Here is a 24,214-nt window from a genome sequence, read left to right as displayed (position 1 = left end):
GGTTCAGCTCAGGCCGAGGTGGGGCGCCGAGCTTCAGCCTGAGCCGCTTTTGCGGCATGGTGGTCAGAGTGGTGGCGGGCCCAGCCCATCACCTCCTGCGCCGGCATGGGCCGTGCAATGCCAAAACCTTGCGCCCGCTCGCACCCCAGCTCCAGCAGTTTTGCGCATTGTTCGGGCGTTTCCACGCCTTCGGCCACCACGTGGCGGTTGAATGCTGCGGCCAGGGCCACGATGGCGCTGACCAGGGTGAGGTCGTCGCCGTCTTCGAGAATGCCGCGCACAAAGGACTGGTCGATCTTGATCGTCTCGGCAGGCAGGCGCTTGAGGTAAGACAACGATGAGAAACCGGTGCCAAAGTCGTCCAGCGCAAAACGCACACCCAGCGCCTGGCAGCTTTGCATCATGCGGCGCATGTACTGCATGTCTTCCAGCGCTGCAGATTCCAGAATCTCCAGCTCCAGCCGGGTGGGTGACACCTCGGGGCAGGTGTGCAGGATGTCTTTGAGGCGCTGGACGAAATTGGGGCGGTGAAAGTGGGGGGCGGCAATGTTGACGCTGACCTCCCACAACATGCCAGCGTCCGTCCATTGCCGCATCTGGGCCAGGGCCTGGCGCAGCACCCATTCGCCCAGTTCCACCACCAAGTCGATGTCTTCGATCAGCGGCAGCACATGCTGCGGGCCCAGCAGGCCTTGTTCGGGGTGCTGCCAGCGCAGCAGGGCTTCGAGGCCCAGGATCTGCCCGGTGCGCAGGTTGACCTTGGGCTGGTAGTGCAGCACCAGCTCGCCCGCGTGCAGGGCCTGCGCGATGCGGGTCTGGCGGGTGTGCTGGGTCTGCACGGCGTGGTCGTGCTGCACGTCAAACACATGCATCTGGTTGCGGCCAAAGCTCTTGGCCTGGCACATGGCCTGGTCGGCGTGGCGCAGCAGCGTGTCGGGGTTGGCGTCGTCCTGCGGAAACACTGCCACGCCGATGCTCACGGTGGTGTTGAGTACGCGGTCGTCGATGGCGTAGGGCGCGGCGAGCTGCTCCATCAGCACCGCTACGCGCGCTGTGATGGCCGGTACATCGGCTTGTTCGCCGAGCAGCAGCACAAACTCGTCCCCGCCCATGCGGGCCACCGCGTCGCTGGCAGTGGCGAACGCGCCCAGGCGGCGCGCGGTTTCCTTGAGCAGACGGTCGCCCACGCGGTTGCCGTAGGTGTCGTTCACGGTCTGGAAATGGTCCAGGTCCAGCATGCAGACCGCCAGCAGCAGGCCTTTGTTTCGGGCGACAAAAATCGCATGGGTCAGGCGTTCTGCCAGCGCCGCGCGGTTGTACAGGCCCGTCAGTGCGTCGTGCCGTGCGTGCCAGGAGATCTGGTGGCGCAGGTTGCGCGTTTCCGTCACGTCGCGGAACACCAGCACGCAGCCCACGGCCATGCCGTCGCCTTTGCGAATGGCCGACGCGGTGTATTCGATGGCGTAGCGTTCGCCTGAGCGGTGGATCAGCACCTCGTAGGTCGCCTGCTTCAGCGCGCCGGTCTGGCTGTCGCGGTCCGGCGCCGCGCTGGCGGTGCGGTTGGCAGGTTCTTCGTACAGGCGGAACACGCTGTCTAGCTGGAGCCCCGTGGCCTGTTCGGCTGTGAACCCGGTCATGAGCTGGGCGGCTTCGTTCAGGCTCTCAATGCGCCCGGACAGATCGGTGGTGATCACGCCGTCACCGATGGACGCCAGTGTCACCTCTGCCCGTTCTTTTTCTGCGTGCAATGCCTCCTGCACGCGCTTGCGCTCGGTCACATCGACCAGCGTGCCGATGGTGCCCGCCAGCGCGCCGCTGGTGCTGGTGAATGGCGCTTCGTAGTACGCCATGTACAGAGGCGCCTGGTGGGCGCGCTGAATGCGGATTTCGTTGTCCTGCGCTTGAGCGATCTGGGCCGAACGTTCGGGCGACAGCTCTTCGGGGTAGGCTGGGGCCGGGGTTCCGCCGCGCGCAGCGGCTGCGTTGGGCGGGGCCTGAAAAAGCTGCTGCCAGGCGCGGTTGGCATCCAGATAGCTGCCATCTGCGTCTCGGACGAACACGGGCAGGGGCAGGGCGTCGATCAGCTGCCGTGTGAAATGCAGCTGCTCGCTTTGCATTTGCTGGGTATCGCGCAGCGACAGCACCAGCGACTGGATCTTGCCCGCCATGTCGTTGAAAGTGGCCGCCATGGCACGCGATTCGAGCGTGCCGGTCTCTTGCATGCGCGTGTCCAGGCGGCCTTGGCGGAACGCGTCGGTGGCTTCGGCCAGGCGGCGCAACATGCGCGCATTGGCGCGCAGCAGCACGGTCAGCAACACCAGGATGGTGATGATGTTGAGTGCCGAGATGCGCGCTTGCACGATGACCGTGCTCCAGATATCGCTGACCATGGGCTCGGTGCGCAAGGTCACGGTCAGCCGCGCGTTGGGCCGGTCGGGGGCCGTCTGCGCAAACTGCTGCACGGGAGGCTCCAAAGCCACCCAATCCACAAGCCACTGGGGGGCCGCGGCGGTGTCCGCAGGCAGCACCGGGGAGACTTCGACGGCGGGTTGCTCCCCAGCTTGCCACTTCAGCGATTGCACGTTGCGCCCCAGGCTGGCAGCGCCTTCGCGCAAGACGGCAGTGACTTGTGTGGGGTCGGTAGTGGTTGGCGGCAGGGCTGTCAACAAGGGCAGCAGCCGGTTTCCGGCGCGCTGCAGCTCGGTGGCTGCGTGGCGGCGCACCTCATCGGTTTCTGCGGCCAGCAGGTAGTGATAACGCACGGCAGTGACGATCAGGATGATCAGCACAATGGGCAGATACAGCCGGGGATAAGTGCCCCGAAGGAGCCATGTACTGAGATTTCCGGTGCGCATCGATACAGGCCCTTCTCTAAAAACCCCAGGGTAATGAATTGTTAATTAATTGTTGACTGGGGCGAGTCTAGCGCGTAGGCCTGCACCAAATCTGTAACGGGGTAGCGCAATCCCGCCCCGTTGCAGATGTGTGACGTTTTGTAAACAAACGAAAGGCTGGTGCAAGGTGCGTGCGCCAAGGGGACGGGCGTGGAATGTGGCGACCCACACGCGAGCAGCTGCCCCAACCCAGGTGGGCTGACGGCGTGTTGTCTCTGATCTCGATGTCGGCAGTGACTGGTTGGATCGCCGCAACTGCTGCAACGGCCTTGCCGCCGCGAACTACAGCGATTGCGTCAGCATGTCCCGGTATTCCTGCGGCGTAGCCACGCGCGGATTGGTCTTGTGGCAGTGGTCTGCCATGGCGCCCTTGATGATGTCGTCGAACATGTCCTCCGTCACCCCCATGGCCGCCAGACCCGTCGGCAGGCCCAGGCGTGCGTTCATGTCGCGGATGGCCTCGGGGATGTCGCCTGCGCTGGCCAGGCCCATGGCGTGGGCCATGCGCTCCAGGCGCTTGTCCTTTTGCACCGATTCGGCCGTCGCGTTGAACCGGATCACGGCGGGCAAGAACATGGCGTTGAGCGTGCCGTGGTGCAGGCGCGGGTTCACACCGCCGAGGCTGTGGCTGAGCGAATGCACGGCGCCCAGGCCCTTCTGAAACGCCATGGCGCCTTGCATGCTGGCGCTCATCATGTGCAGGCGTGCATCGCGGTCGCTGCCGGTGTGCGTGGCTTGTTCGATGTTCGCCCAACCGCGCGTGAGGCCGTCGAGCGCAATGCCGTCAGCCGGTGGGTTGAAGGCCGCCGACATGAAAGTCTCCATGCAGTGCGCAATCGCATCCATGCCCGTGGCGGCCGTCAGCATGGGGGGCAGGCCCAGCGTCAGTTCGGGGTCGCAGATGGCGGTCTTGGGCACCAGGTGCCACGAGTGAAAACCCAGCTTGCGGTGATCATGAACGATGATGATCGCGCCGCGCGCCACTTCGCTGCCCGTGCCACTGGTGGTGGGCACGGCGATCAGCGGTGCGGCACGCTCGGTGATGCGGGGCGAGCCGCCTTCGATGGTGGCGTAGTGGGTGAGAGGGCCTTCGTGGGTGGCAGCAATGGCAATGCCCTTGGCGCAGTCGATGGCCGAGCCGCCGCCCACGGCAATCAGGCCGTCGCAGCCTTGGGCCTTGTACATCTCCACGGCCGCGCGCACGGCGGCTTCGGTGGGGTTCGACGGCGTCTGGTCAAACACGGCCACTGTCATGCCGGGCAGGGCGTCCAGCGCCTTTTGCAGCACGCCTGCGGCTTTCACGCCGGGGTCCGTCACGATCAAAGGGCGTGTGATGCCGACACGTTCGCATTCTTGCTTGAGCAATTGGACGGCGCCGAATTCGAACTGGATCTGGGTGACGTAGTAGATGAATGCCATGGTGCAACAGGATGTGTGAAAGAAAGCGCCAGCGATTACGATAGCCCGCCAGCGTTGAGAGCAACCAACGAATAGCCCACTTTATAAGGAGGAGACACCCATGAACACGAAGCAAACCCTGATGGCAGCACTCTTTGCCGTCACCTCTGCGACAAGCGCGCAGGCCCAGTGCCTCAGCGATGCGCAGGCAGCCGAGCTGGTGGCCCACTACATCGCCAAGACCCCCGCAGCCAATCCCGAGAACCTGTCGGACGCCGATGGCGCCTGCACGCGCGGCAAGGTCAACGCACTGCTGGCCCAGCGCCTGGGCAAGGTGATTGGCTACAAGGCGGGCCTGACCAACCCCGCGGTGCAAAAACGCTTCAACACCGACAAACCGGTGTGGGGCAAGTTGTACGAAGGCATGGTGCTGCCGAGCGGCGCCACGGTCGACGCGGCTTTTGGCGCCCGCCCTTTGTACGAAGCCGACATGCTGGTGCGCGTGAAAAGTGCGGCCATCAACCACGCCAAGACGCCCATGGACGTGCTGGACGCCGTGGACCAGATCATCCCCTTCATCGAGCTGCCTGACCTGATGGTGCAGGCACCGCCCAAGCTCAACGGTGCGGGCGTGACGGCCATCAACGTGGGCGCGCGCCTGGGCGTGGCGGGTGCGCCCATCGCAGTGCCCGCCTACCGTGGCGAACGGTTTGTGATGCTGAAGGCGCTGGCCGACATGAATGTGTCGCTGGCCGATGGCGCGGGCGCCCGACTGGGTGGTGGCAAGGGCAGTGACATCCTGGACCACCCCCTCAACGCCGTGGTGTGGTTGGCAGCAGCGCTGAAGCAAGAGGGCTTGGCCATGCAGCCAGGCGATCTGATCAGCCTGGGCTCGTTCTCGCCGCTGCTGCCGCCCAAGGCGGGATTGGCGGTGACGGCCACTTACGAAGGTCTGCCAGGCGCTGCCCCGGTGCGGGTGACCTTCAAGTAAGTAAAACACCCATGATTTGCCCGCGCTCTGCGGGCTTCTTTCTGTTGCCGAGACTTTGAACGTTGACCGATCTGCACATTCACCACACCCGCCTGACCCCCCAGATGCGCAGCGTGCTTGAACGCATGGCCCGCGCAGGGCATGCACCGCTGCACACCCGCTCTCCGCAAGATGCGCGCGTTGCCTACCAGGCGGGCGCCGATGTGCTGGAGGTGCCCAAGGCGACCCTGGCGCGCGTGGAGGACTTGAAGATCCCGGCCCGCGACGGCCATGCGCTGCCCGCGCGGCTGTACGCACCCACCACGGAGGTTGGCCTGCCGGTGCTGCTGTACACCCATGGCGGCGGGTTCACCATTGGCAACATCGCCACGCACGACATCCTGTGCCGCGAACTGGCGCGTCTGGCTGGGTGCATGGTGGTGTCGCTGGACTACCGGCTGGCGCCAGAGCACCGCTTTCCCACGGCCAGCAACGACGCGTGGGATGCACTGCAGTGGTTGGCGGCCCATGCGGAGTCCTTGGGGGCAGACCCCGCGCGATTGGCGGTGGGTGGCGACAGCGCCGGTGGAACGTTGGCCGCTGTCAACGCCATCCTGGCGCGCGATGCGGGCCTGCCGCTGGCGCTGCAGCTGCTGATCTACCCCGGCTGCGCCGCCCACCAGGACACGCCGTCCCACACCACCTTTGCGCGCGGCCTGGTGTTGGAAGAACCCGCCATCAGCTGGTTCTTCGGCAACTACGTGAGCAGTCGCGAGGAACGAGACGACTGGCGTTTTGCGCCCCTGAACGCACCCGATGTCGAGGGCGTGGCGCCCGCGTGGGTGGGCTTGGCCGAATGTGATCCGCTGGTGGATGAAGGCATCGAATATGCCGACAAACTGCGCTTGGCAGGCGTGGCTGTCGACCTCGACATCTACCGTGGGGTGACCCACGAATTCATCAAGATGGGCCGCGCGATTCCTGAGGCGCGCCAAGCCCATGTCGACGCAGCCCGTGCGCTGCGCCAAGCGTTTTCCACGGAGTGACAGAAAAGATGCAACGAAGTGACTTCCGCTGTTTTCACCGCCTGCGCGTGCGCTGGGCCGAGGTGGACATGCAAAAAATCGTGTTCAACGCGCACTACCTGATGTACATCGACACCGCGATGAGCGACTACTGGCGCGCGCTGGCTTTGCCTTACGAGGCCAGCATGGAGGCGCTGGGCGGCGAGATGTATGTGAAGAAGGCCACGGTCGAATACCACGCGTCTGCGCGTCTGGACGACACGCTGGATGTGGGGCTGCGCTGTGCGCGTGTGGGCAACTCATCCAGTCTCTTCGAGGCAGGCATCTTCAGTGGCGACCAGTTGCTGGTCTCCGCCGAGTTGATTTACGTGTTTGCCGACCCCACCACCCAGACCTCGCGCCCCGTGCCGCCTGCGCTGCGTGCCATTTTTGAGAGCTTTGAAGCAGGCGCAGAGATGGCGGAGGTGCGCACAGGTGACTGGAACACGCTGGGCCGCGACGCCGGCCGCCTGCGCACTGCAGTGTTTGTGCGCGAGCAGCACATTCCGGCAGAGATTGAAGCCGATGCGCTGGACGCCACTGCGCGCCATGCCGTGGTCTACAACCGCCTGGGGTTGCCGGTGGCCACTGGCCGGTTGCTGCAAGAGTCGCCGGGCGTGGGTCGCATTGGCCGCATGGCTGTGGACCGGTCGGTGCGCGGCGCGCAATGGGGGCGGCAGGTTCTGGAGGCGCTCGTCGCCGCATCGCGTGCCCGCGGCGACGCTGCGGTGCATCTGCATGCCCAACGCAGTGCCGAAGGCTTTTATCGCCGAGCGGGGTTTGTGGTGCACGGCGAGCCGTGGGAGGAGGCAGGCATCGCGCACATCGCCATGAAACAGCAGCTATAAATGATTGCTATAAAAAAAGAAGCTGGTGCCGCTTGATACCAAAGGTTTGTAGATAGTTTTCTATCTGAAAGCCTTTCGATTCAAGCGCTACAAGCTCCTGTATTGATAGCGTTTGAGAGCTGCAGCGGGCCGGTGACTGAGTCGACCTCGTTACATCCTCATGTATCAGATGTCTGCGAGCAATTCGTAGGGCAGGGGGGCCAGCGTCAGCGGCACGCCGTCCGCATTGCCCACTTGCAGCGCGCCCTGGGTCGCCGACGCAATCTGCAAAGACACGATGGCATCGACCCCACCGCCCGGTGCAGGGGCGACTTGCACCACGGTGCCACAAGGCTGCTCCAGGTCGGTGGCCGCAAACACTTCGGCGCCCACCGCCACGTCGGCGGCGGCGTGCGCAATGTAGGCCCGGCGCTTGAGCGTGCCGCGGAACTGGCTGCGCGCAACGACCTCTTGTCCGGGGTAACAGCCCTTCTTGAAGTTCACGCCACCCACAGATTCGTAGTTGAGCATCTGCGGGACAAAAGATTCGAAAACGGGGGTGGTCAGCGTGGCCACGCCACTGCGCACTTCGCTCCACAACCAAAGGGCCGGGTCGATGGCCGTGCCCGCGGGGGCGGGGTCTGACGCGGGGGCAAGCCACAGTGCGCGGGGTTGACCATCCGCCGGATATAGATGCACCACGCTGGCTGTACCGATGTCAGCTTTGCTCCATGCCGACTGCGGGCCACTGGTCAAGGCCGTGACAGCGTCTCCGACCAGACCGTACAGCGCAAAGTCGGCAGTCGCATCGGTCAACTTGGCCTTGCTGCGCATCACAAACATCGACAGGCGTTTGAGCGTGGTGGGCAACAGGTCGTGGCTGCAGAGCAAAAGTATTTCGGTGGGGCTGCGCTTGAAGCCAATGAAACTGGCCTGCATGCGGCCTTTGGCGGACAAAAAGGCAGAAAGACGGGCCTGGTCTAAACCCAGCAGCGCGAAATCCTGGGTGAGCTGGCCATGCAGAAACTTGGCGGCGTCTTCGCCTTCCACGCGAATCACGCCCAGATGGGACAAGGGGGCAATGCCGTTCAGGGGGTAAGTCATCGCTGAATTATGATGCCCGGTCCCATTCATACAGGCAGCAGGGTTGTGCGACGTTTACTGGTTTTGATCGTGTTGGTGGTGATTGCATCGGGTGGCGCCGCCTTCTGGTGGCTGCATCAGCCTATGGTGGCGGGTAGCGACGCGCTGGAGCTGGCCATCGAGCCCGGCACCACGCCGCGCGGCGTGGCCCGCGACGTGGTGACAGCCGGGGCGCAGACCGACGCGCGCCTGCTGTATGCGTGGTTCCGTTTCTCGGGGCAGGACCGGGCCATCAAAGCGGGCAACTACGAAATCCCCCCCGGCACCACGCCCCGCAGCCTGCTGCAAAAACTGGTGCGCGGTGAAGAAAGCCTGCGCGCCATCACCCTGGTGGAGGGCTGGAACTGGCGCCAGGTACGGCAAGCGCTGGCGAAGGAAGATCAGCTCAAGCGCGACTCCACCAACCTCACCGATGAAGCGCTGATGGCGCAACTGGGCAGGCCGGGCGTGCACCCGGAGGGGCGATTCTTCCCGGACACATATACCTACGCCAAAGGCTCCAGCGACATCGCGCTGCTGCGCCGGGCACTGCATTCGATGGACCGCCGCCTGGAAGCTGCATGGGCGCAGCGCGCGGCAGACACGCCCCTCAAGTCCGCCGACGAAGCGCTGATCTTGGCCAGCATTGTCGAAAAGGAAACCGGCCGCGCCAGCGACCGCGGACAGATCGCCGGCGTGTTTGCCAACCGCCTGCGCATCGGCATGCTGCTGCAGACCGACCCGACCGTGATTTACGGCCTGGGCGACAAGTTTGACGGCAATCTGCGCCGACGCGACCTGCAGACCGACACGCCGTGGAACACCTACACCCGCGGCGGTTTGCCGCCCACGCCGATTTCCATGCCGGGCAAGGCGTCGCTTGTGGCGGCCGTGCAGCCAGAAGCCACACGTGCCCTGTACTTTGTGGCCAAGGGCGATGGCACCAGCCATTTCAGTGCGTCGCTGGAAGAGCACAACCGCGCGGTCAACCGCTACCAGCGGGGCCAATGACGGCACACAGCACACGCCGTCCATAGCGTCGTCTGCTGCGCCCATTGGGTCATTGCCTGCACACCCACCCGCATCAACCCAAGGTTTTCATGTCACGACCCGGTCTGTTCATCAGCTTTGAAGGCATCGACGGCGCAGGCAAGTCCTCGCACATCGAGGGACTGGCGACGGCGTTTCGCGCGCAAGGCCGTGCCGTCACCGTGAGCCGCGAGCCCGGTGGCACGCCCCTGGCAGAAAAGCTGCGCGAGATGGTGTTAAACGACCCCATGGATGCGCTCACCGAGTCGTTGCTGATTTTTGCCGCCCGGCGTGACCATCTGCGCAATGTGATCGAGCCTGCGCTGGCGCGCGGAGATGTGGTGCTGTGCGACCGGTTCACCGACGCAACGTTTGCGTACCAGGGCGCGGGGCGCGGCTTCGATCTTGAAGTGCTATCAACTTTGGAGCATCTCGCCCAGACAGGACTAGCGCTAGACCCTGATTTGATGCGTGAACCTGATCTGACGGTGTGGTTTGACCTGGCCCCCGAGGTGGCAGCGCAGCGCCTGGCGGGTGCGCGCGTGCCTGACCGGTTTGAGGCCCAGCCGGTGGAATTCTTCCGCCGCGTGGCGCAGGGCTATGCAGACCGCGCGTTGGCTGCGCCCCAGCGATTTGCCCGGCTCGACGCCGCTCAGGACCGGCACCGCGTGTGGCAGCAGCTGACCAGCGTCTTCGTGCGTAAGGGGTGGCTGGCCATCATGGTGGCGTCCCAAGGAGGACCGCAATGACCGAAACGGCAGAAGCAGGCACCACCGCCCTCGCGCCCTGGTTGGCCGCCCAGCGCGCCAGCCTGCTGGCACAGCGCGGCCACGCGTGGTTGCTACAGGGGCCGTCCGGCCTGGGGCAGTACCGCCTGGGGTTGGAGCTGGTGCGCGCGTGGTTGTGTGACGCACCCACCGAGCACGGCGCCTGCGGCCACTGCCGCAGCTGCCACGCCATTGATGTGCGCACACATGCTGATCTGTGCGTGCTGATGCCTGAAGTGCAGATGATGGCGCTGGGCTGGCCTTTGTCCGAAAAAGCGCAAGCGGACATTGACGACAAAAAACGCAAGCCCAGCCGCGAGATCCGGGTGGAGGCGATGCGCGACGCGGTCGAGTTCTCTCAACGTACCTCGGGGCGGGGCCGCGGCAAGGCCGTACTGGTGTATCCGGCCGAGCAGATGAACCACATCACGGCCAATGCACTGCTCAAAACACTGGAGGAGCCGCCTGGCGATGTGCGGTTTGTGCTGGCCAGCGAAGCTGCCCACCAGTTACTGCCCACCATCCGCAGCCGCTGCCTCGGTCACACCATGGTGTGGCCCGCCGATGCCGAGATGCAAGCCTGGATGCAGTCGCAAGGCATTGCACGCGACGCTGCCGCATCGTTTTTGCGTGCTGCCGGAGGGCGGCCTGACGATGCCCTGGCGCTTGCCCATTCGGGCCGCAGCCCCCAGGCCTGGGCCGCGCTGCCGCAAGCCGTCGCGCGGGGTGATGTGACGGCATTGGGTGACTGGGCCCCCGCCCAGGTCATCGATGCGCTGCAAAAGCTGTGTCATGACCTGCTTGCGGCCAGCGTGGGCGCGGCCCCGCGGTACTTCGCCCTGGCAGACCTGCCCAAAACGCCGCCGCTGGGGGCGTTGACACGCTGGTCGCGCGCGTTGACCAAAGCCGCGCGCACGGCCGATCACCCGTTCAACGCCGGACTCATGCTGGAGGCGCTTGTCGCCCAGGCGCGAAACACCCTACACTCCAAACACTAAGGCCACCACTCCCACCCATGAGCAGTCCATCCACCGCCCCCCGCCCCAGCGTCATGCAGCTGGCCATCAAGGAAAAGGGCGCCTTGTATGCGGCCTACATTCCCTTTTTTGCCGAAGGGGGCATTTTTGTACCCACGCAGCGCGACTACAAGCTGGGCGATGATGTTTACGTGTTGCTGACCTTGCCAGACGACACGCAACGCTACCCCGTTGCAGGCCGGGTGGCTTGGGTAACACCCGCGCGGGCGGCTGGCAATCGCACGCAAGGGGTTGGCATCCAGTTCCCCAAAGACGAGAAATCGCGCCAGCTCAAGGTCAAGATCGAAGAATTGCTGGGCACGGCCCTGGGTTCTGACCGCCCGACCCAGACCATCTGAGCCCGGCCTTTGCTTGTGCCGACCTGCGCTCGCGGGTCGGCTTTTTTATTTTGAAACCACATGTTCACTGATTCGCACTGCCACCTCAACTTTCCAGAGCTGGTGAGCCAGTTGCCCGCCATCCGCCAAGCCATGGCCGAGGCGCAGGTTACCCGCGCTCTGTGCATTTGCACCACTCTGGAAGAGTTCGAGGGAGTCCATGGCCTGGCCATGGCCCATGACAATTTTTGGAGCACGGTGGGCGTGCACCCCGACAACGAAGGAGTGACCGAGCCCACGGTGGACGACTTGCTGACCCGTGCGGCCTTGCCACGGGTGGTTGCCATTGGTGAAACGGGTTTGGACTACTACGGCATGGAAGACCGCAAGGGTGGCCGCAGCGTTGCGGATCTGGAGTGGCAACGCGACCGCTTTCGCAACCACATCCGCGCGGCCCGTGCGTGCGAAAAACCGTTGGTCATTCATACCCGCAGTGCGTCAGAGGACACCTTGGCGATCTTGCAGGAAGAGGGCGAGGACGGCGCGGGCAACCGGGCGGGCGGCGTGTTCCACTGCTTCACAGAATCCATGGTGGTGGCTCGCGCTGCGCTGGACCTGGGCTACTACATCTCGTTCTCAGGCATCGTGACCTTCAAGAGTGCGCAAGAGTTGCGTGATGTGGTGGCGTTTGTGCCGCTCGACCGCATGCTGATTGAAACCGACAGCCCTTATCTGGCGCCCGTGCCGTACCGCGGCAAAACCAACAATCCATCGTACGTGCCGTATGTGGCCCGGCAGGTTGCCGAGACCAAAGGCATTGCACTCGAATCGGTGGCGGCCGCCACCAGCCACAATTTCGACATCCTATTCAAGGGAGTGACGGTATGACTATCTTGGATCGCCGCGCCACATTGGCAGCCCTCGCGCTAGCGGCTTGCGGGGCGCTTGTTTCATTGCCCGCCAACGCGGGAGCCTATGAGGATTTTTTTATCGCCATTCAGCGCGATGACGGGGACGCCATCACCACGTTGTTGCGCCGCGGGTTCGATCCGAACACGGGCGACCCGAATGGACAGGTGGGGCTCACGATTTCGTTGCAAAACGGATCGCTCAAAGCGTTCGCTGCGCTGATGGCGGCGCGGCAGGTCAACGTGGAAGCGCGCAATGCCCAAGACGAGAGCCCGTTGATGATGGCTGCGCTCAAAGGCAATGTGGATGCGGTCAAGGCCCTGCTGGCGCGCGATGCCGATGTCAACAAGACGGGCTGGGCTCCCTTGCACTACGCGGCATCGGCGGGGTCGCCCCAGCACGCGCAGATCATCTCGCTGCTGCTGGAGCGTCACGCCTACATCGATGCAGCGTCGCCCAACGGCACCACCCCCTTGATGATGGCCGCACATTACGGCTCGACCGAAGCAGTGCAACTGTTGCTGGAAGAGGGCGCCGATCCAACGCTCAAGAACCGGTTGGGCCTTGCAGCAACCGATTTCGCAATGCGTGTGGGCCGCACCGAATCGGCCGAAAAAATTGCCACCGCTATCCGGCGCCGACAGCCCAACCGGGGCAAGTGGTAAAAAAGTGTTTTGCCCCGATGGGGCAATTTGGGCTGTTACTGGCTGCGCCCCTGGCCTTCGGGTAGTTCGTCGGCGGCGGATGGGGGCCGCGATTGCAGGCGTGCATACAGACCTCCGCTTGCCATCAGTTCGTCGTGGGTGCCCTGTTCGGCGATGCGCCCGCGCTCCATGACAACCACCCGATCGGCATGTTCGATGGTAGAGAGGCGGTGGGCAATGACCAGGGTGGTGCGCCCCTGCATCAACCGCTGCAGCGCTTCTTGCACCAGCCGTTCTGACTCTGTGTCCAGTGCCGACGTGGCCTCGTCGAGAATCAGTATGGGGGCGTCTTTGTAGAGAGCGCGCGCAATCGCCAGCCGTTGGCGCTGCCCGCCGGATAGCTGCGTGGCGTTGTGCCCCACCACAGTGTGGATGCCCTGCGGAAGGGCTGCCACATGCTCTGCCAGGTTGGCGGCCACCAGACATTCGTTCACCCGTTTTTCATCTACGGCGTGGCCCAGTGCCACATTGGCAGCAATGGTGTCGTTGAACATCACCACGTCCTGGCTGACCATGGCGAACTGCGAACGCAGTGAACCCAGGTCCCAGTCCGGGAGGGCGTGTCCATCCACCTGAATCTGGCCCGACGCGGGCAGTGCAAATCGTGGCAACAGGTTGACCAGTGTGGTCTTGCCCGCGCCGGACGGGCCCACCAGCGCAACAATCTCGCCGGGTTCTACGCGCAGGCTCACACGGTCCAGCGCAGGCGCGTGGTCGGGCCCAAAGGACACCGTCACGTTATCGAGCATGAGCGCGCCCTTCACACGGTCAGCACGGTGTTGTCCGCCGGTTTCGGCGCCAGTGTCGCCCAGGAGGCCCAGGCCCCGCTCCAGCGCGGCCACGCCGCGCGTGATGGGACTGGCCACGTCAGCCAGGCGCCGTATGGGCGCGATCAGCATCAGCATGGCGGTAATGAACGAAACGAATCCGCCCACGGTGACGTCTTTGGTGTCCACCGCACCGCGGCTTTGCCACAGAGCAATGCAGATCACGACCGACAGCGCAGCCGCTGCAAGCAACTGGGTCAATGGCGTCATGGCCGCAGAGGCGATGGTGGATTTGATGGCCAGCCCCCGCAGGCTGTGGCTTAGGCCCGCAAACCGTTGTGCCTGGCCCGCCTGCGCGCCGTGCAGGCGCACCATGCGATGGGCCAACACGTTTTCTTCCACCACGTAGGCGAGTTCGTCGGTGGCTTGCTGGCTGCTTTTGGTGAGGTGGTAAAGACGACGCGACAGCGTCTTCATGATCCAGGCCACACCGGGCACGACCACGGCCACGATCAGCGTGAGCTGCCAGTTGAGATAGAGCAAGTAAACAAGCAGCGCCACCAGCGTAAAACCGTCGCGCGACAGGCCCAGCAGGGCTTGCACAAGCAGCGTAGCGCCCGTCTGAACTTCATACACCACCGTGTTTGACAAGGCACTGGCAGACTGCCGCGCGAACAACCCCATCTCTGCGGCCAACACGCGTTCAAACAGCGCTTTCCGGAGCGCCAACATGCCTTCGTTGGCGATTCGTGCAAGTGCGTATTGCCCGACAAACTGCGCTATCCCGCGCACAAAAAAAACGCCCAAGATCGCCAGAGGTACAGCCCACAGTGGCAAGGTTCCTTGGGTAAACCCCTTGTCCAGCAAGGGTTGCAGCAGCGCTGGAATCAGCGGCTCTGTGATTGCGCCAACAAGGGTGGCAACAACCGCCAGACTCCACGCCATTCTCTGGTTGCCAAAGTAGACAGAGAGCCGCCTCAGGCGCGCAGTCAGGCTGGACGAGGGGGCGGAGGCAGGAGAGGGCTTGGCGCCCGTGTCGGTAGCTTGCATGTGGCCGCGATTTTACGGGCGTGAAACTTTTGCCTGCACAGTTTGTCACAGGGGGTCTTCCGCTGTGTGTAACATTCGGGTTTGCCCTTCGGCCCCTGTTCAGCTAATGCTGGCTGCCAATGACCACTGATCGCAACTCCTCAAATTCCTCTCCTGCGGCTTCGCTGCACCCGCTTCGCCGCCATGTGCTGGCCGCGCTTATTGCCACCCCTTCTTTGCCTGTGCTGGCCCAGTTCCGCGTCGAGGTGGTGGGCGTGGGCTTGAAGCAACGACCTATCGCCATCGCCCCCTTTCGGGCAGAGGCGCAGGCCCCCCAAAAGATTTCGGCCATTGTTCAAGCCGACCTTGAACGCAGCGGGCAGTTTTCCGCGGTGGATGCATCCGGAGTCGCGCTGGATGAAACCTCGCGTCCGGATGTCGCCCTGTGGAAGCAGCGGAATGCAGAGTCTTTGGCGACCGGCAGCATCACGCGCTTGGCAGATGGCCGGTTTGACGTCCGCTTCCGGTTGTGGGATGTGGTGAAGGGGCAAGACCTTGGTGGTCAGAGCTTCGTGGTCACCCAGGGTGATCTCCGCTTGGTGTCTCACCGGATCGCAGATTTCATCTATGAAAAGCTAACAGGCGAGCGCGGCGTGTTTTCCACACGCATCGCTTACGTCACCAAAACCGGGCCCCGTTACAGCCTTTGGGTCGCAGATTCGGACGGCGAAAACGCCCAGTCAGCGCTGTCCAGCCCCGAACCCATCATTTCGCCCGCATGGTCGCCCAATGGCGGGCAATTGGCTTACGTGTCATTTGAGTCCCGCAAACCCGTTGTCTACGTTCACGACGTAGCATCGGGTCGCCGGCGCTTGATTGCGAACTTCCGCGGCTCCAACAGCGCGCCAGCGTGGGCGCCTGATGGCCGTTCATTGGCCGTGACACTGAGCCGGGACGGTGGTTCGCAGCTGTACATGATTGACGCAAACGGTGGGGAACCCCGGCGACTGATGCAAAGCGCTGGTATCGATACCGAGCCAGCTTTTTCTGGCGACGGCCGATCTATCTATTTTGTGAGCGATCGGGGCGGTGCGCCGCAGATCTACAAAGTCAGCGCCTCCGGTGGCAATGCCGAACGCGTGACGTTCACGGGCAGCTACAACATCTCGCCCAGTGTCAGCCCGGACGGCCGCTGGCTTGCGTATATTTCGCGGGTGGGCGGAGCTTTCAAGTTGCATGTGATGGACCTGTCCTCCGGCACGGTGAATGCGGTCACAGACTCCACCGCGGATGAAAACCCCAGTTTTGCACCCAACAGCAAACTCATCGTATACGCCACCCAACAACAAGGCCGTGAATCGCTGATGACCACGACCTTGGATGGAAAAATAAAGGCCCGCCTTGCGGGACAGGCGGGAGACATTCGCGAACCGGATTGGGGTCCGTTTCAAAAGCAGTGAACCTTCACTCCATTTCAATTACCAAGTTTTCAGGAGATTTTTGGATGATCAAACGCGTAACTTTTGCCCTTACCGTCTTGGCACTTGTCGCTGGATGTAGTTCCGGCGTCAAGCTGGACGACGTGCCGGTGGAAGACAAAACCGCCACCTCCACCATGGGTGGTGCAAACACCGGTGCAAATTCTGGCAGCACAGGCCAGAGTGGTGTGGCGGGTGTGGACCTGAATCAGTCCGGCCGTGACGCTGCGGGCCCGGTGGGAGTCAGTCGCATCGTGTACTTTGACTACGACAGCTATGTCATCAAGCCTGAGTTTCAGTCCCTCATCGAAGCCCATTCGCGCTTTATCAAAACGGGTCAGGGCCGCAAGGTCATGATTGAAGGTCACACCGACGAACGCGGTGGCCGCGAATACAACCTGGCGCTGGGTCAGAAGCGCGCCGAAGCCGTGCGCCGCTCGCTTGGGCTCCTGGGCGTTCAGGACGGCCAGATGGAAGCCGTGAGCTTTGGCAAGGAAAAGCCAGCAGCTCAAGGTGGCACTGAAGACGTACACGCGCAAAATCGCCGTGTAGAACTCTCCTACCGCTGATGCAGCAACGACTTTTGCACCTGCCGCAACGTACTTTGGCTGCGTTGGCATTGTCTGTGCTGACCATGTCCGTCAGCCACGCCGCATTGTTTGAAGACAGTGAGGCGCGGCGCGCGATCATTGAGATGCGCCAACGGGTAGATGGTTTGCAGCAATCGGGGCAGAGATCCGCTGAAGAGCTGCGCAAGCTGGGGGAGGAAAACAGCCAATTGCGCAGGAGTCTGCTGGACTTGCAGACCCAAATTGAAACCCTGCGTGTGGATCAGGCGAAGCTGCGTGGTCAGAACGAGCAGCTGCTTCGGGACGCCGCGGACTTGCAGCGCCGCCAGAAGGACATTGCACAGGGGGTGGACGAGCGCTTGCGCCAATTCGAACCCGTCAAAGTGACGTTGGATGGCCAAGAGTTTCAGGCCGACCCAGCCGAAAAACGTGACTTTGAAGCCGCGCTGGCGGTGTTTCGTTCGGGCAAATTCTCAGAAGCTGGCGCCGCCTTTGGTGCGTTCGTCAAGCAATACCCGCGCAGCGGCTTTACACCCTCTGCAAGGTTTTGGCTTGGCAATGCCCAGTACGCTGGCCGTGAGTACAAAGAAGCCATCACCAACTTCAAACTGATGTTGTCGGAGGCACCGGCCCACGCACGGGCCCCTGAAGCGGCTTTGTCCATTGCCAATTGCCAGGTCGAACTCAAAGACACGCGCACAGCGCGCAAAACGCTTGAAGACTTGGTGCGCGCATATCCGCAATCAGAAGCGGCCGTGGCCGCCAAAGAACGTCTTTCACGATTGAAGTGAAGTGATGTCGGCTGAGGAACCCGTGCGGGCCCTTGTGGCCGAAGCCGCGTCCGAAAGTACGGTGCAGCGCCGCTTCGGGGGGCTGGAGCGCCTTTACGGAGTGGCGGGCGCTGCAAGGATTCGAAACGCCCATGTCGTCGTGGTTGGTATCGGTGGCGTAGGGTCATGGGCTGCCGAAGCGTTGGCGCGAAGTGGGGTGGGTCGCATCACGCTGATTGATCTTGACCATGTGGCGGAATCCAACATCAATCGCCAGATTCACGCTTTGACGTCCACCGTAGGCCAAGCCAAGGTGCTGGCCATGCGGGATCGTATTGCCCAAATTCACCCGGATTGTGTCGTGCAATGTGTGGACGAATTTGTGGACGCGAATAACTGGCCAGGTTTGCTTCCGCACGGCACTGTGGATGCCCTTATCGATGCCTGTGATCAAGTAAAAGCAAAAACTGCCTTGGCTCAGTGGGCAAAAGACACCGACGTTGTGCACATTGCCGTGGGTGCCGCGGGTGGCAAGCGATACGCGCACAAAGTTGACATCGATGACCTGGCCAATACCACCCATGATCCGCTGCTGGCCCAGTTGCGCTACCGCCTGCGCAAATTCCACCAAGCACCGCGCGAGGGCAAGAAAATCGGCGTGGTCTGCGTCTTCAGTCGTGAAGCGGTGGCGCAGCCAGATGCGTCATGCAACATCGATGGAGATGGATCACTGAACTGCCACGGCTATGGCTCAGTGGTTGCTGTCACGGCAACCTTTGGCCAGTGCGCTGCTGGCTGGGTCCTCGACAAACTCGCCACGACTTCTCAAAAGTCATCAAAAATAACGCTATAATCTAAGGCTTTGCAGCTATCGATAAGATAGTTTCAAATGTGGGACGTTAGCTCAGTTGGTAGAGCAGCGGACTTTTAATCCGTTTGTCGTGGGTTCGACCCCCGCACGTCCCACCACTCTTTTCAAAGCTCACCGCTTGATTTCAAAGGCCTCCTCGCGGAGGCCTTTGTCTTTCTGGAATCTTATCTATCACCTGCCCCTTCGGTGCGTCAGATGATGGTGGCTTGCCACCATCACGGATCACGTCGTCGGCGTATCTACATGGCTGGGTGCGAAAAGATCCCAGCAGGCAATGAACAGTGCGGCGATCACAGGGCCTATGACGAAGCCGGTAAGCCCGAACATGGACATGCCGCCCAGCGTGGAGATCAGCACCACGTAATCCGGCATTTTGGTGTCTTTGCCCACCAAAATTGGGCGTAGCACGTTGTCCACAAGCCCGATAACGAAGATGCCAAAGGCGGTGAGAACAACCGCTTGCCACACAGCGCCCGTGGCCAGAAAGTAGATAGCCACGGGTACCCAGATCAGACCTGCACCCACTGCGGGCAGGAGCGACAGAAAAGCCATCAGTACGCCCCAAAGGACCGGCCCCTGAATCCCCAGGATCCAAAAAATCATGCCGCCCAGCGCACCTTGGGACGCGGCGACCACGATGTTGCCCTTCACCGTAGCGCGAATGACGGTGGTGAACTTGCTGATCAGTTGCCGCTTGTGCGCATCGTCCAGGGGGGTTGCCTGGCCGATCCGTAGCGCGAGGCGTGACCCGTCTCGCAGCAGAAAAAACAGCAGGTACAGCATGATGCCGAAGCTCACCACAAACTGCAGCGTGTTCTGACCAATGCTGAGTGCTTGTGTTGCCACAACCTGGCTGGCTTGTACAGCCACGGAAGAAAATTTCTGCTGCAACTCTGCGACCGTGGTCAGATTCAGTCGGTCTAGCAAGTTGGCTGCCCATTCCGGCAGCGCGGCGATCACTTGCTGAAGGTAGAGGCCGAAGTTCAGTTGCCCTGACCTGACCCGTTCGTAGATCACCGTTGCTTCCTGAATCAACGATATGGTGATGGCCGTCATGGGCAAGATGACAACGACCAGACACAGGCCTAAGGTGCACAGCGCGGCCAGATTCTTCTTTTGGGGCATCCGCCGCAGGAGCTTGCGGTGCAATGGGGCAAACAGGATGGCAAGGATCACGCCCCAGAACACTGCGCCATGAAACTCCCACAGGATGGCACCGAAAGCGACGGTGACCACGATCAGCAGGAGCAGGAAAGTTTTGTTTTGGAGGGTCGAAGGTGTCATGTTTGGGTCAAGCAATCGAATACCCGGAATGTACGCGAGCGCCCGCCGCAGGCCGCAGTTTTGGGTGCGTTTGTTTGATGCGCGAAACCACCATGGTTGGGCGCACTCCCGTTCAGTGGCACAATGGCGCCCGTACCAAGGCCCTTCCCTAGCCACAGTCGCATCCGCCAACCGGTTCAGCCGTGCCGCGGAAGGTTTCTCAACCAACTAATGCTTTCCCAAGGAAAGCGGAGGTCAGCGGAATATGAGCGATACGACATCCGTCTATCAAGCCTACCAAGGCAACACCTACCTCTTCGGCGGCAATGCGCCCTATGTCGAAGAGATGTACGAGAACTACCTCGAAAACCCCGGCAGCGTGCCTGACAACTGGCGCGAGTATTTTGACGCGTTGCAGCATGTGCCTGCCGTCGATGGCTCCAATGCCAAGGATGTCCCCCACCTGCCAGTCATCAATGCTTTTGCCGAGCGTGCAAAACAAGGTGGCACCAAGGTCGTGGTTGCTACGGGTGCCGACTCTGAACTGGGCCGCAAGCGCACCGCCGTTCAGCAACTGATCGCCGCTTACCGCAACGTTGGTCAACGCTGGGCCGATCTCGATCCGCTGAAGCGCACCGAGCGCCCAGCGATTCCTGAACTCGAACCCTCTTTCTATGGTTTCAGCGATGCTGACCAGGAAACCGTGTTCAACACCAGCAACACGTTCTTCGGCAAAGAATCGATGCCGCTGCGCGAGCTGATCAATGCGCTGCGCGAAACCTACTGCGGCTCTATTGGTGCCGAGTACATGTACGCCACCGACCAGAACCAGAAACGCTGGTGGCAGGAAAAGCTGGAAAAGATCCGCAGCAAGCCCAGCTTTGGCGTAGAAAAGAAAAAGCAGATTCTGGATCGCCTGACGGCTGCTGAAGGCTTGGAGCGTTTTCTGCACACCAAGTACGTCGGCCAAAAGCGTTTCTCCCTTGAAGGGGGTGAAAGCTTTATCGCCGCGATGGACGAGTTGATCCAGTCCGCTGGCGCCAAGGGTGTCCAGGAAATCGTGATCGGCATGGCCCACCGTGGCCGCCTGAACGTGTTGGTGAACTCCATGGGCAAGATGCCCAAGGACCTGTTCGCAGAGTTCGACCACACCGCGCCTGAAGACCTCCCATCCGGCGACGTGAAGTACCACCAAGGCTTCAGCTCCGACGTGACCACCCCTGGCGGACCGGTTCACCTGTCGCTGGCGTTCAACCCGTCCCATCTCGAAATCGTGAATCCAGTGGTTGAAGGCTCGGTGCGTGCCCGTATGGACCGCCGCGCTGACCCGCTCGGCAAACAGGTGCTGCCTGTGCTGGTGCACGGCGATGCGGCCTTTGCTGGCCAGGGTGTGAACCAGGAAACCCTGGCGCTGGCCCAGACCCGTGGGTACTCCACGGGTGGCACGGTGCACATCATCATCAACAACCAGATCGGTTTCACCACATCCGATCCTCGCGACACGCGTTCCACGTTGTACTGCACCGACATCGTCAAGATGATCGAATCGCCCGTGCTGCACGTGAACGGTGATGACCCAGAAGCTGTGGTTCTGGCCACCCAGCTCGCCCTGGAGTTCCGCATGGAATTCGCCAAGGACGTGGTAGTGGACATCATCTGCTTCCGCAAGCTGGGCCACAACGAGCAAGACACGCCTGCTCTCACCCAGCCACTGATGTACAAGAAAATCGGCCAGCACCCCGGCACGCGCAAGCTGTATGCCGACAAGCTGGCGGCGCAGGGCATGGGCGAAACCTTGGGCGACGACATGGCCAAGGCCTACCGCGCCGCCATGGACGCTGGCAAGCACACGGTCGACCCTGTGTTGACCAACTTCAAGAGCAAGTACGCCGTCGACTGGAGCCCGTTCCTGGGCAAGAAGTGGACCGACGCAGGTGACACAGCCATCCCGTTGGCCGAGTGGAAGCGTCTGGCCGAAAAGATCACGACCATCCCAGAAAGCGTGACTCCTCACCAACTGGTCAAGAAGGTGTACGACGACCGCGCAGCCATGGGCCGCGGCGACACGCCGGTGGACTGGGGCATGGGTGAGCACATGGCGTTCGCCTCGCTGGTGGCCAGCGGCTACCCGGTGCGTCTGTCGGGCGAAGACTGTGGCCGTGGCACGTTCACGCACCGCCACTCGGTCATTCATGACCAAAAGCGCGAGAAGTGGGACATCGGCACCTATGTGCCTTTGCAGAATGTGGCCGAGAACCAGGCCCCGTTTGTCGTCATTGACTCCATCCTGTCCGAAGAAGCTGTGCTGGGCTTTGAGTACGGCTACGCTTCCAACGATCCCAACACCCTGGTGGTCTGGGAAGCCCAGTTTGGCGACTTTGCCAACGGCGCTCAGGTCGTGATCGACCAGTTCATCGCGTCGGGTGAAGTGAAGTGGGGCCGCGTCAACGGCATCACGCTGATGCTGCCGCACGGCTACGAAGGCCAGGGCCCGGAGCACAGCTCGGCCCGCCTGGAGCGTTTCATGCAGCTGTCGGCCGACGCCAACATGCAAGTGGTGCAGCCCACCACGGCCAGCCAGATCTTCCACGTGTTGCGCCGCCAGATGGTGCGCGATCTGCGCAAGCCGCTGATCATCATGACGCCCAAGTCGCTGCTGCGTAACAAGGATGCAACGTCTCCGTTGTCCGAGTTCACCAAGGGCAGCTTCCAGACGGTGATCCCGGAGCAGAACGAGGCAATTGTCAAGAAAGCAGCCAAGGTCAAGCGTGTGATCGCCTGCTCGGGCAAGGTGTACTACGACCTGGTGAAGAAGCGCACTGAGCGTGAAGACGAGGACGTCGTCATTCTGCGCGTCGAACAGCTCTACCCCTTCCCGCACAAGGCGTTTGCAGCCGAGCTCAAGAAGTACCCGAACGCCACGGACATCGTGTGGTGCCAGGACGAGCCACAGAACCAGGGCGCCTGGTTCTTCGTTCAGCACTACATCCACGAGAACATGCTCGATGGCCAGAAGCTGGGCTACTCCGGCCGTGCGGCGTCGGCATCGCCCGCCGTCGGCTACTCGCACCTGCACCAAGAACAGCAAAAGGCGCTGGTGGACGGCGCGTTTGCCAAGCTCAAGGGTTTTGTCCTGACCAAGTAAGGCCAGTTGCACCCCGAAAACAGAACAGAACAAAACCCATTCCGAAAGAATTGATATGGCTATCGTAGAAGTCAAAGTCCCCCAGCTGTCCGAATCCGTGGCGGAAGCCACCATGCTGACGTGGAAGAAAAAGGCCGGCGAGACAGTGGCAATCGATGAGATCCTGATTGAGATCGAAACCGACAAGGTGGTGCTGGAAGTGCCCGCACCGGCAGCGGGCGTGCTGACAGAAATCATCCAAGCGGACGGTGCCACGGTGGTGGCTGAGCAGCTCATCGCCAAGATTGATACCGAAGGCAAGGCTGGCGCGGCTGCGCCTGCTGCCGCTGCCGCAGCACCTGCTGCTGTCACGGCATCGGCTCCTGCAGCCGCACCGGCGGCTGCCGGTGGTTCCAAGGGCGACGTGGCCATGCCAGCAGCCGCCAAGTTGCTGGCCGAAAACAACCTGTCTGCGTCGGCTGTGGCTGGCACGGGCAAGGATGGCCGCGTGACCAAGGGTGACGTGCTCAGCGCAGTCGCCGGTGGTGCCGCCAAGGCCGCCATTGCGGCGCCTAGCGCCATCCCTACGGGCGTGCCCACCAAGACGCTGCCGCAAGTGGCAGCACCCGCAGGCAAAGAGGACCTGAGCGGTCGTCCCGAGCAGCGCGTGCCCATGAGCCGCCTGCGTGCCCGCGTGGCCGAGCGCCTGCTGCAATCGCAATCCACCAACGCCATCCTGACCACGTTCAACGAAGTGAACATGGCCCCGGTGATGGACATGCGCAAGAAGTTCCAGGACGCGTTCACCAAGGAACACGGCGTGAAGATCGGCTTCATGAGCTTCTTCGTGAAGGCCGCCGTGCATGCCCTGAAAAAGTACCCGGTGCTCAACGCTTCGGTGGATGGCAACGACATCGTCTACCACGGCTTCTTTGACATCGGTATTGCCGTGGGTTCGCCCCGCGGCTTGGTGGTGCCCATCCTGCGCAATGCAGACCAGATGAGCTTTGCCGACATCGAGAAGAAAATTGCTGAATTCGGCAAGAAGGCCGCCGAAGGCAAGCTGGGCATTGAAGAAATGACCGGCGGCACCTTCTCCATCTCCAACGGCGGAACGTTCGGTTCGATGATGTCCACCCCCATCATTAACCCGCCCCAGTCCGCCATTTTGGGCGTGCACGCGACCAAGGACCGCGCTGTGGTCGAAAACGGCCAGGTCGTCGTTCGACCCATGAACTACCTGGCGATGTCTTACGACCACCGCATCATCGATGGCCGCGAAGCCGTGTTGGGCCTGGTGGCGAT

Annotated in this window: 20 protein-coding genes and 1 tRNA gene; 16 read left to right on the top strand and 5 right to left on the bottom strand. The window is 62.4% G+C overall.

Features of this window, described 5'->3' with window-relative positions; all coding sequences use genetic code 11:
• Positions 1-8: 8 nt before the first annotated feature.
• Positions 9-2,789: an EAL domain-containing protein gene (locus ACK41V_RS05860; protein WP_409779143.1), complete on the bottom strand. Its 2,781-nt coding sequence runs from the start codon at positions 2,787-2,789 to the stop codon at positions 9-11.
• Positions 2,790-3,176: 387 nt separating this feature from the next.
• Positions 3,177-4,313 (bottom strand): iron-containing alcohol dehydrogenase, encoded by a 1,137-nt coding sequence (locus tag ACK41V_RS05855; RefSeq protein ID WP_409779141.1) that lies wholly within the window; start codon positions 4,311-4,313, stop codon positions 3,177-3,179.
• Positions 4,314-4,413: 100 nt separating this feature from the next.
• Here ACK41V_RS05855 and ACK41V_RS05850 point away from each other — a divergent pair, with 100 nt between their 5' ends.
• The 3 genes from ACK41V_RS05850 to ACK41V_RS05840 all read left to right on the top strand — a co-directional run bounded on the left by ACK41V_RS05850 (position 4,414) and on the right by ACK41V_RS05840 (position 7,174).
• The gene (locus ACK41V_RS05850) at positions 4,414-5,283 is read left to right on the top strand and encodes a 2-keto-4-pentenoate hydratase (protein WP_409779138.1); all 870 of its coding nucleotides are present in this window, start codon (positions 4,414-4,416) and stop codon (positions 5,281-5,283) included.
• 104 nt (positions 5,284-5,387) lie between these two features.
• The gene (locus tag ACK41V_RS05845) at positions 5,388-6,308 is read left to right on the top strand and encodes an alpha/beta hydrolase (RefSeq protein WP_409779333.1); all 921 of its coding nucleotides are present in this window, start codon (positions 5,388-5,390) and stop codon (positions 6,306-6,308) included.
• 8 nt (positions 6,309-6,316) lie between these two features.
• On the top strand, positions 6,317-7,174 hold the full coding sequence (locus ACK41V_RS05840; RefSeq protein WP_409779135.1) for a YbgC/FadM family acyl-CoA thioesterase: 858 nt from the start codon (positions 6,317-6,319) through the stop codon (positions 7,172-7,174).
• 165 nt (positions 7,175-7,339) lie between these two features.
• On the opposite strand, the gene ACK41V_RS05835 is transcribed toward ACK41V_RS05840, so the two are convergent.
• Positions 7,340-8,257, bottom strand: coding sequence for a YgfZ/GcvT domain-containing protein (locus ACK41V_RS05835; RefSeq protein ID WP_409779133.1), 918 nt, complete (start codon positions 8,255-8,257; stop codon positions 7,340-7,342).
• Positions 8,258-8,302: 45 nt separating this feature from the next.
• Here ACK41V_RS05835 and mltG point away from each other — a divergent pair, with 45 nt between their 5' ends.
• The 6 genes from mltG to ACK41V_RS05805 all read left to right on the top strand — a co-directional run bounded on the left by mltG (position 8,303) and on the right by ACK41V_RS05805 (position 12,999).
• On the top strand, positions 8,303-9,286 hold the full coding sequence (gene mltG, locus ACK41V_RS05830) for an endolytic transglycosylase MltG (protein ID WP_409779130.1): 984 nt from the start codon (positions 8,303-8,305) through the stop codon (positions 9,284-9,286).
• Between the two features lie 89 nt (positions 9,287-9,375).
• Positions 9,376-10,053 (top strand): dTMP kinase, encoded by a 678-nt coding sequence (gene tmk, locus ACK41V_RS05825; RefSeq protein ID WP_409779127.1) that lies wholly within the window; start codon positions 9,376-9,378, stop codon positions 10,051-10,053.
• Positions 10,050-11,069, top strand: a complete 1,020-nt coding sequence (locus ACK41V_RS05820; RefSeq protein WP_409779124.1) for a DNA polymerase III subunit delta' — start codon at positions 10,050-10,052, stop codon at positions 11,067-11,069. The genes tmk and ACK41V_RS05820 overlap by 4 nt, the downstream gene beginning before the upstream one ends.
• 17 nt (positions 11,070-11,086) lie before the next feature.
• Entirely contained in the window at positions 11,087-11,446 is a 360-nt protein-coding gene (locus ACK41V_RS05815) for a PilZ domain-containing protein (protein ID WP_409779121.1), read from the top strand.
• A gap of 60 nt (positions 11,447-11,506) precedes the next feature.
• Positions 11,507-12,313, top strand: coding sequence for a TatD family hydrolase (locus tag ACK41V_RS05810; RefSeq protein ID WP_409779118.1), 807 nt, complete (start codon positions 11,507-11,509; stop codon positions 12,311-12,313).
• A complete protein-coding gene (locus ACK41V_RS05805) occupies positions 12,310-12,999 on the top strand; it encodes an ankyrin repeat domain-containing protein (RefSeq protein WP_409779115.1) in 690 nt (229 codons plus the stop codon). Before ACK41V_RS05810 ends, ACK41V_RS05805 begins: the two co-directional genes overlap by 4 nt.
• 35 nt (positions 13,000-13,034) lie before the next feature.
• Here the strand turns inward: ACK41V_RS05805 and msbA are convergent, their stop codons facing one another.
• On the bottom strand, positions 13,035-14,855 hold the full coding sequence (gene msbA / locus ACK41V_RS05800) for a lipid A export permease/ATP-binding protein MsbA (protein WP_409779113.1): 1,821 nt from the start codon (positions 14,853-14,855) through the stop codon (positions 13,035-13,037).
• Positions 14,856-14,974: 119 nt separating this feature from the next.
• Here msbA and tolB point away from each other — a divergent pair, with 119 nt between their 5' ends.
• The 5 genes from tolB (at position 14,975) to ACK41V_RS05775 (ending at position 18,620) form a co-directional block, all read left to right on the top strand.
• On the top strand, positions 14,975-16,294 hold the full coding sequence (tolB, locus tag ACK41V_RS05795; protein WP_409779110.1) for a Tol-Pal system beta propeller repeat protein TolB: 1,320 nt from the start codon (positions 14,975-14,977) through the stop codon (positions 16,292-16,294).
• A gap of 44 nt (positions 16,295-16,338) precedes the next feature.
• Positions 16,339-16,881, top strand: coding sequence for a peptidoglycan-associated lipoprotein Pal (gene pal / locus ACK41V_RS05790; RefSeq protein ID WP_409779108.1), 543 nt, complete (start codon positions 16,339-16,341; stop codon positions 16,879-16,881).
• A complete protein-coding gene (ybgF, locus tag ACK41V_RS05785; RefSeq protein WP_409779105.1) occupies positions 16,881-17,672 on the top strand; it encodes a tol-pal system protein YbgF in 792 nt (263 codons plus the stop codon). Before pal ends, ybgF begins: the two co-directional genes overlap by 1 nt.
• Positions 17,673-17,676: 4 nt before the next feature.
• On the top strand, positions 17,677-18,504 hold the full coding sequence (locus ACK41V_RS05780) for a ThiF family adenylyltransferase (protein ID WP_409779102.1): 828 nt from the start codon (positions 17,677-17,679) through the stop codon (positions 18,502-18,504).
• Between the two features lie 40 nt (positions 18,505-18,544).
• Positions 18,545-18,620 (top strand) — tRNA-Lys (locus ACK41V_RS05775).
• 124 nt (positions 18,621-18,744) lie between these two features.
• On the opposite strand, the gene ACK41V_RS05770 is transcribed toward ACK41V_RS05775, so the two are convergent.
• Positions 18,745-19,806 carry an AI-2E family transporter gene (locus tag ACK41V_RS05770; protein WP_409779099.1) on the bottom strand — a complete coding sequence of 354 codons (1,062 nt, stop codon included), beginning with the start codon at positions 19,804-19,806 and terminating at the stop codon, positions 18,745-18,747.
• A 244-nt stretch (positions 19,807-20,050) separates the two neighbouring features.
• Between ACK41V_RS05770 and ACK41V_RS05765 the strand changes: the two genes are divergently transcribed.
• Both ACK41V_RS05765 and odhB read left to right on the top strand, forming a co-directional pair.
• Positions 20,051-22,930 (top strand): 2-oxoglutarate dehydrogenase E1 component, encoded by a 2,880-nt coding sequence (locus ACK41V_RS05765; protein WP_409779096.1) that lies wholly within the window; start codon positions 20,051-20,053, stop codon positions 22,928-22,930.
• Positions 22,931-22,985: 55 nt separating this feature from the next.
• Positions 22,986-24,214, top strand: a 1,229-nt coding sequence (gene odhB / locus ACK41V_RS05760; protein ID WP_409779094.1) for a 2-oxoglutarate dehydrogenase complex dihydrolipoyllysine-residue succinyltransferase, incomplete at its 3' end; no start/stop codon positions are given.

The sequence above is a fragment of the Acidovorax sp. genome, assembly GCF_046291265.1.
Taxonomy (GTDB): Bacteria; Pseudomonadota; Gammaproteobacteria; order Burkholderiales; family Burkholderiaceae_C; genus Acidovorax.
The sequence above is the reverse complement of the archived record's forward strand: the minus strand, read 5'-3'. Positions and strand labels throughout refer to the sequence as shown.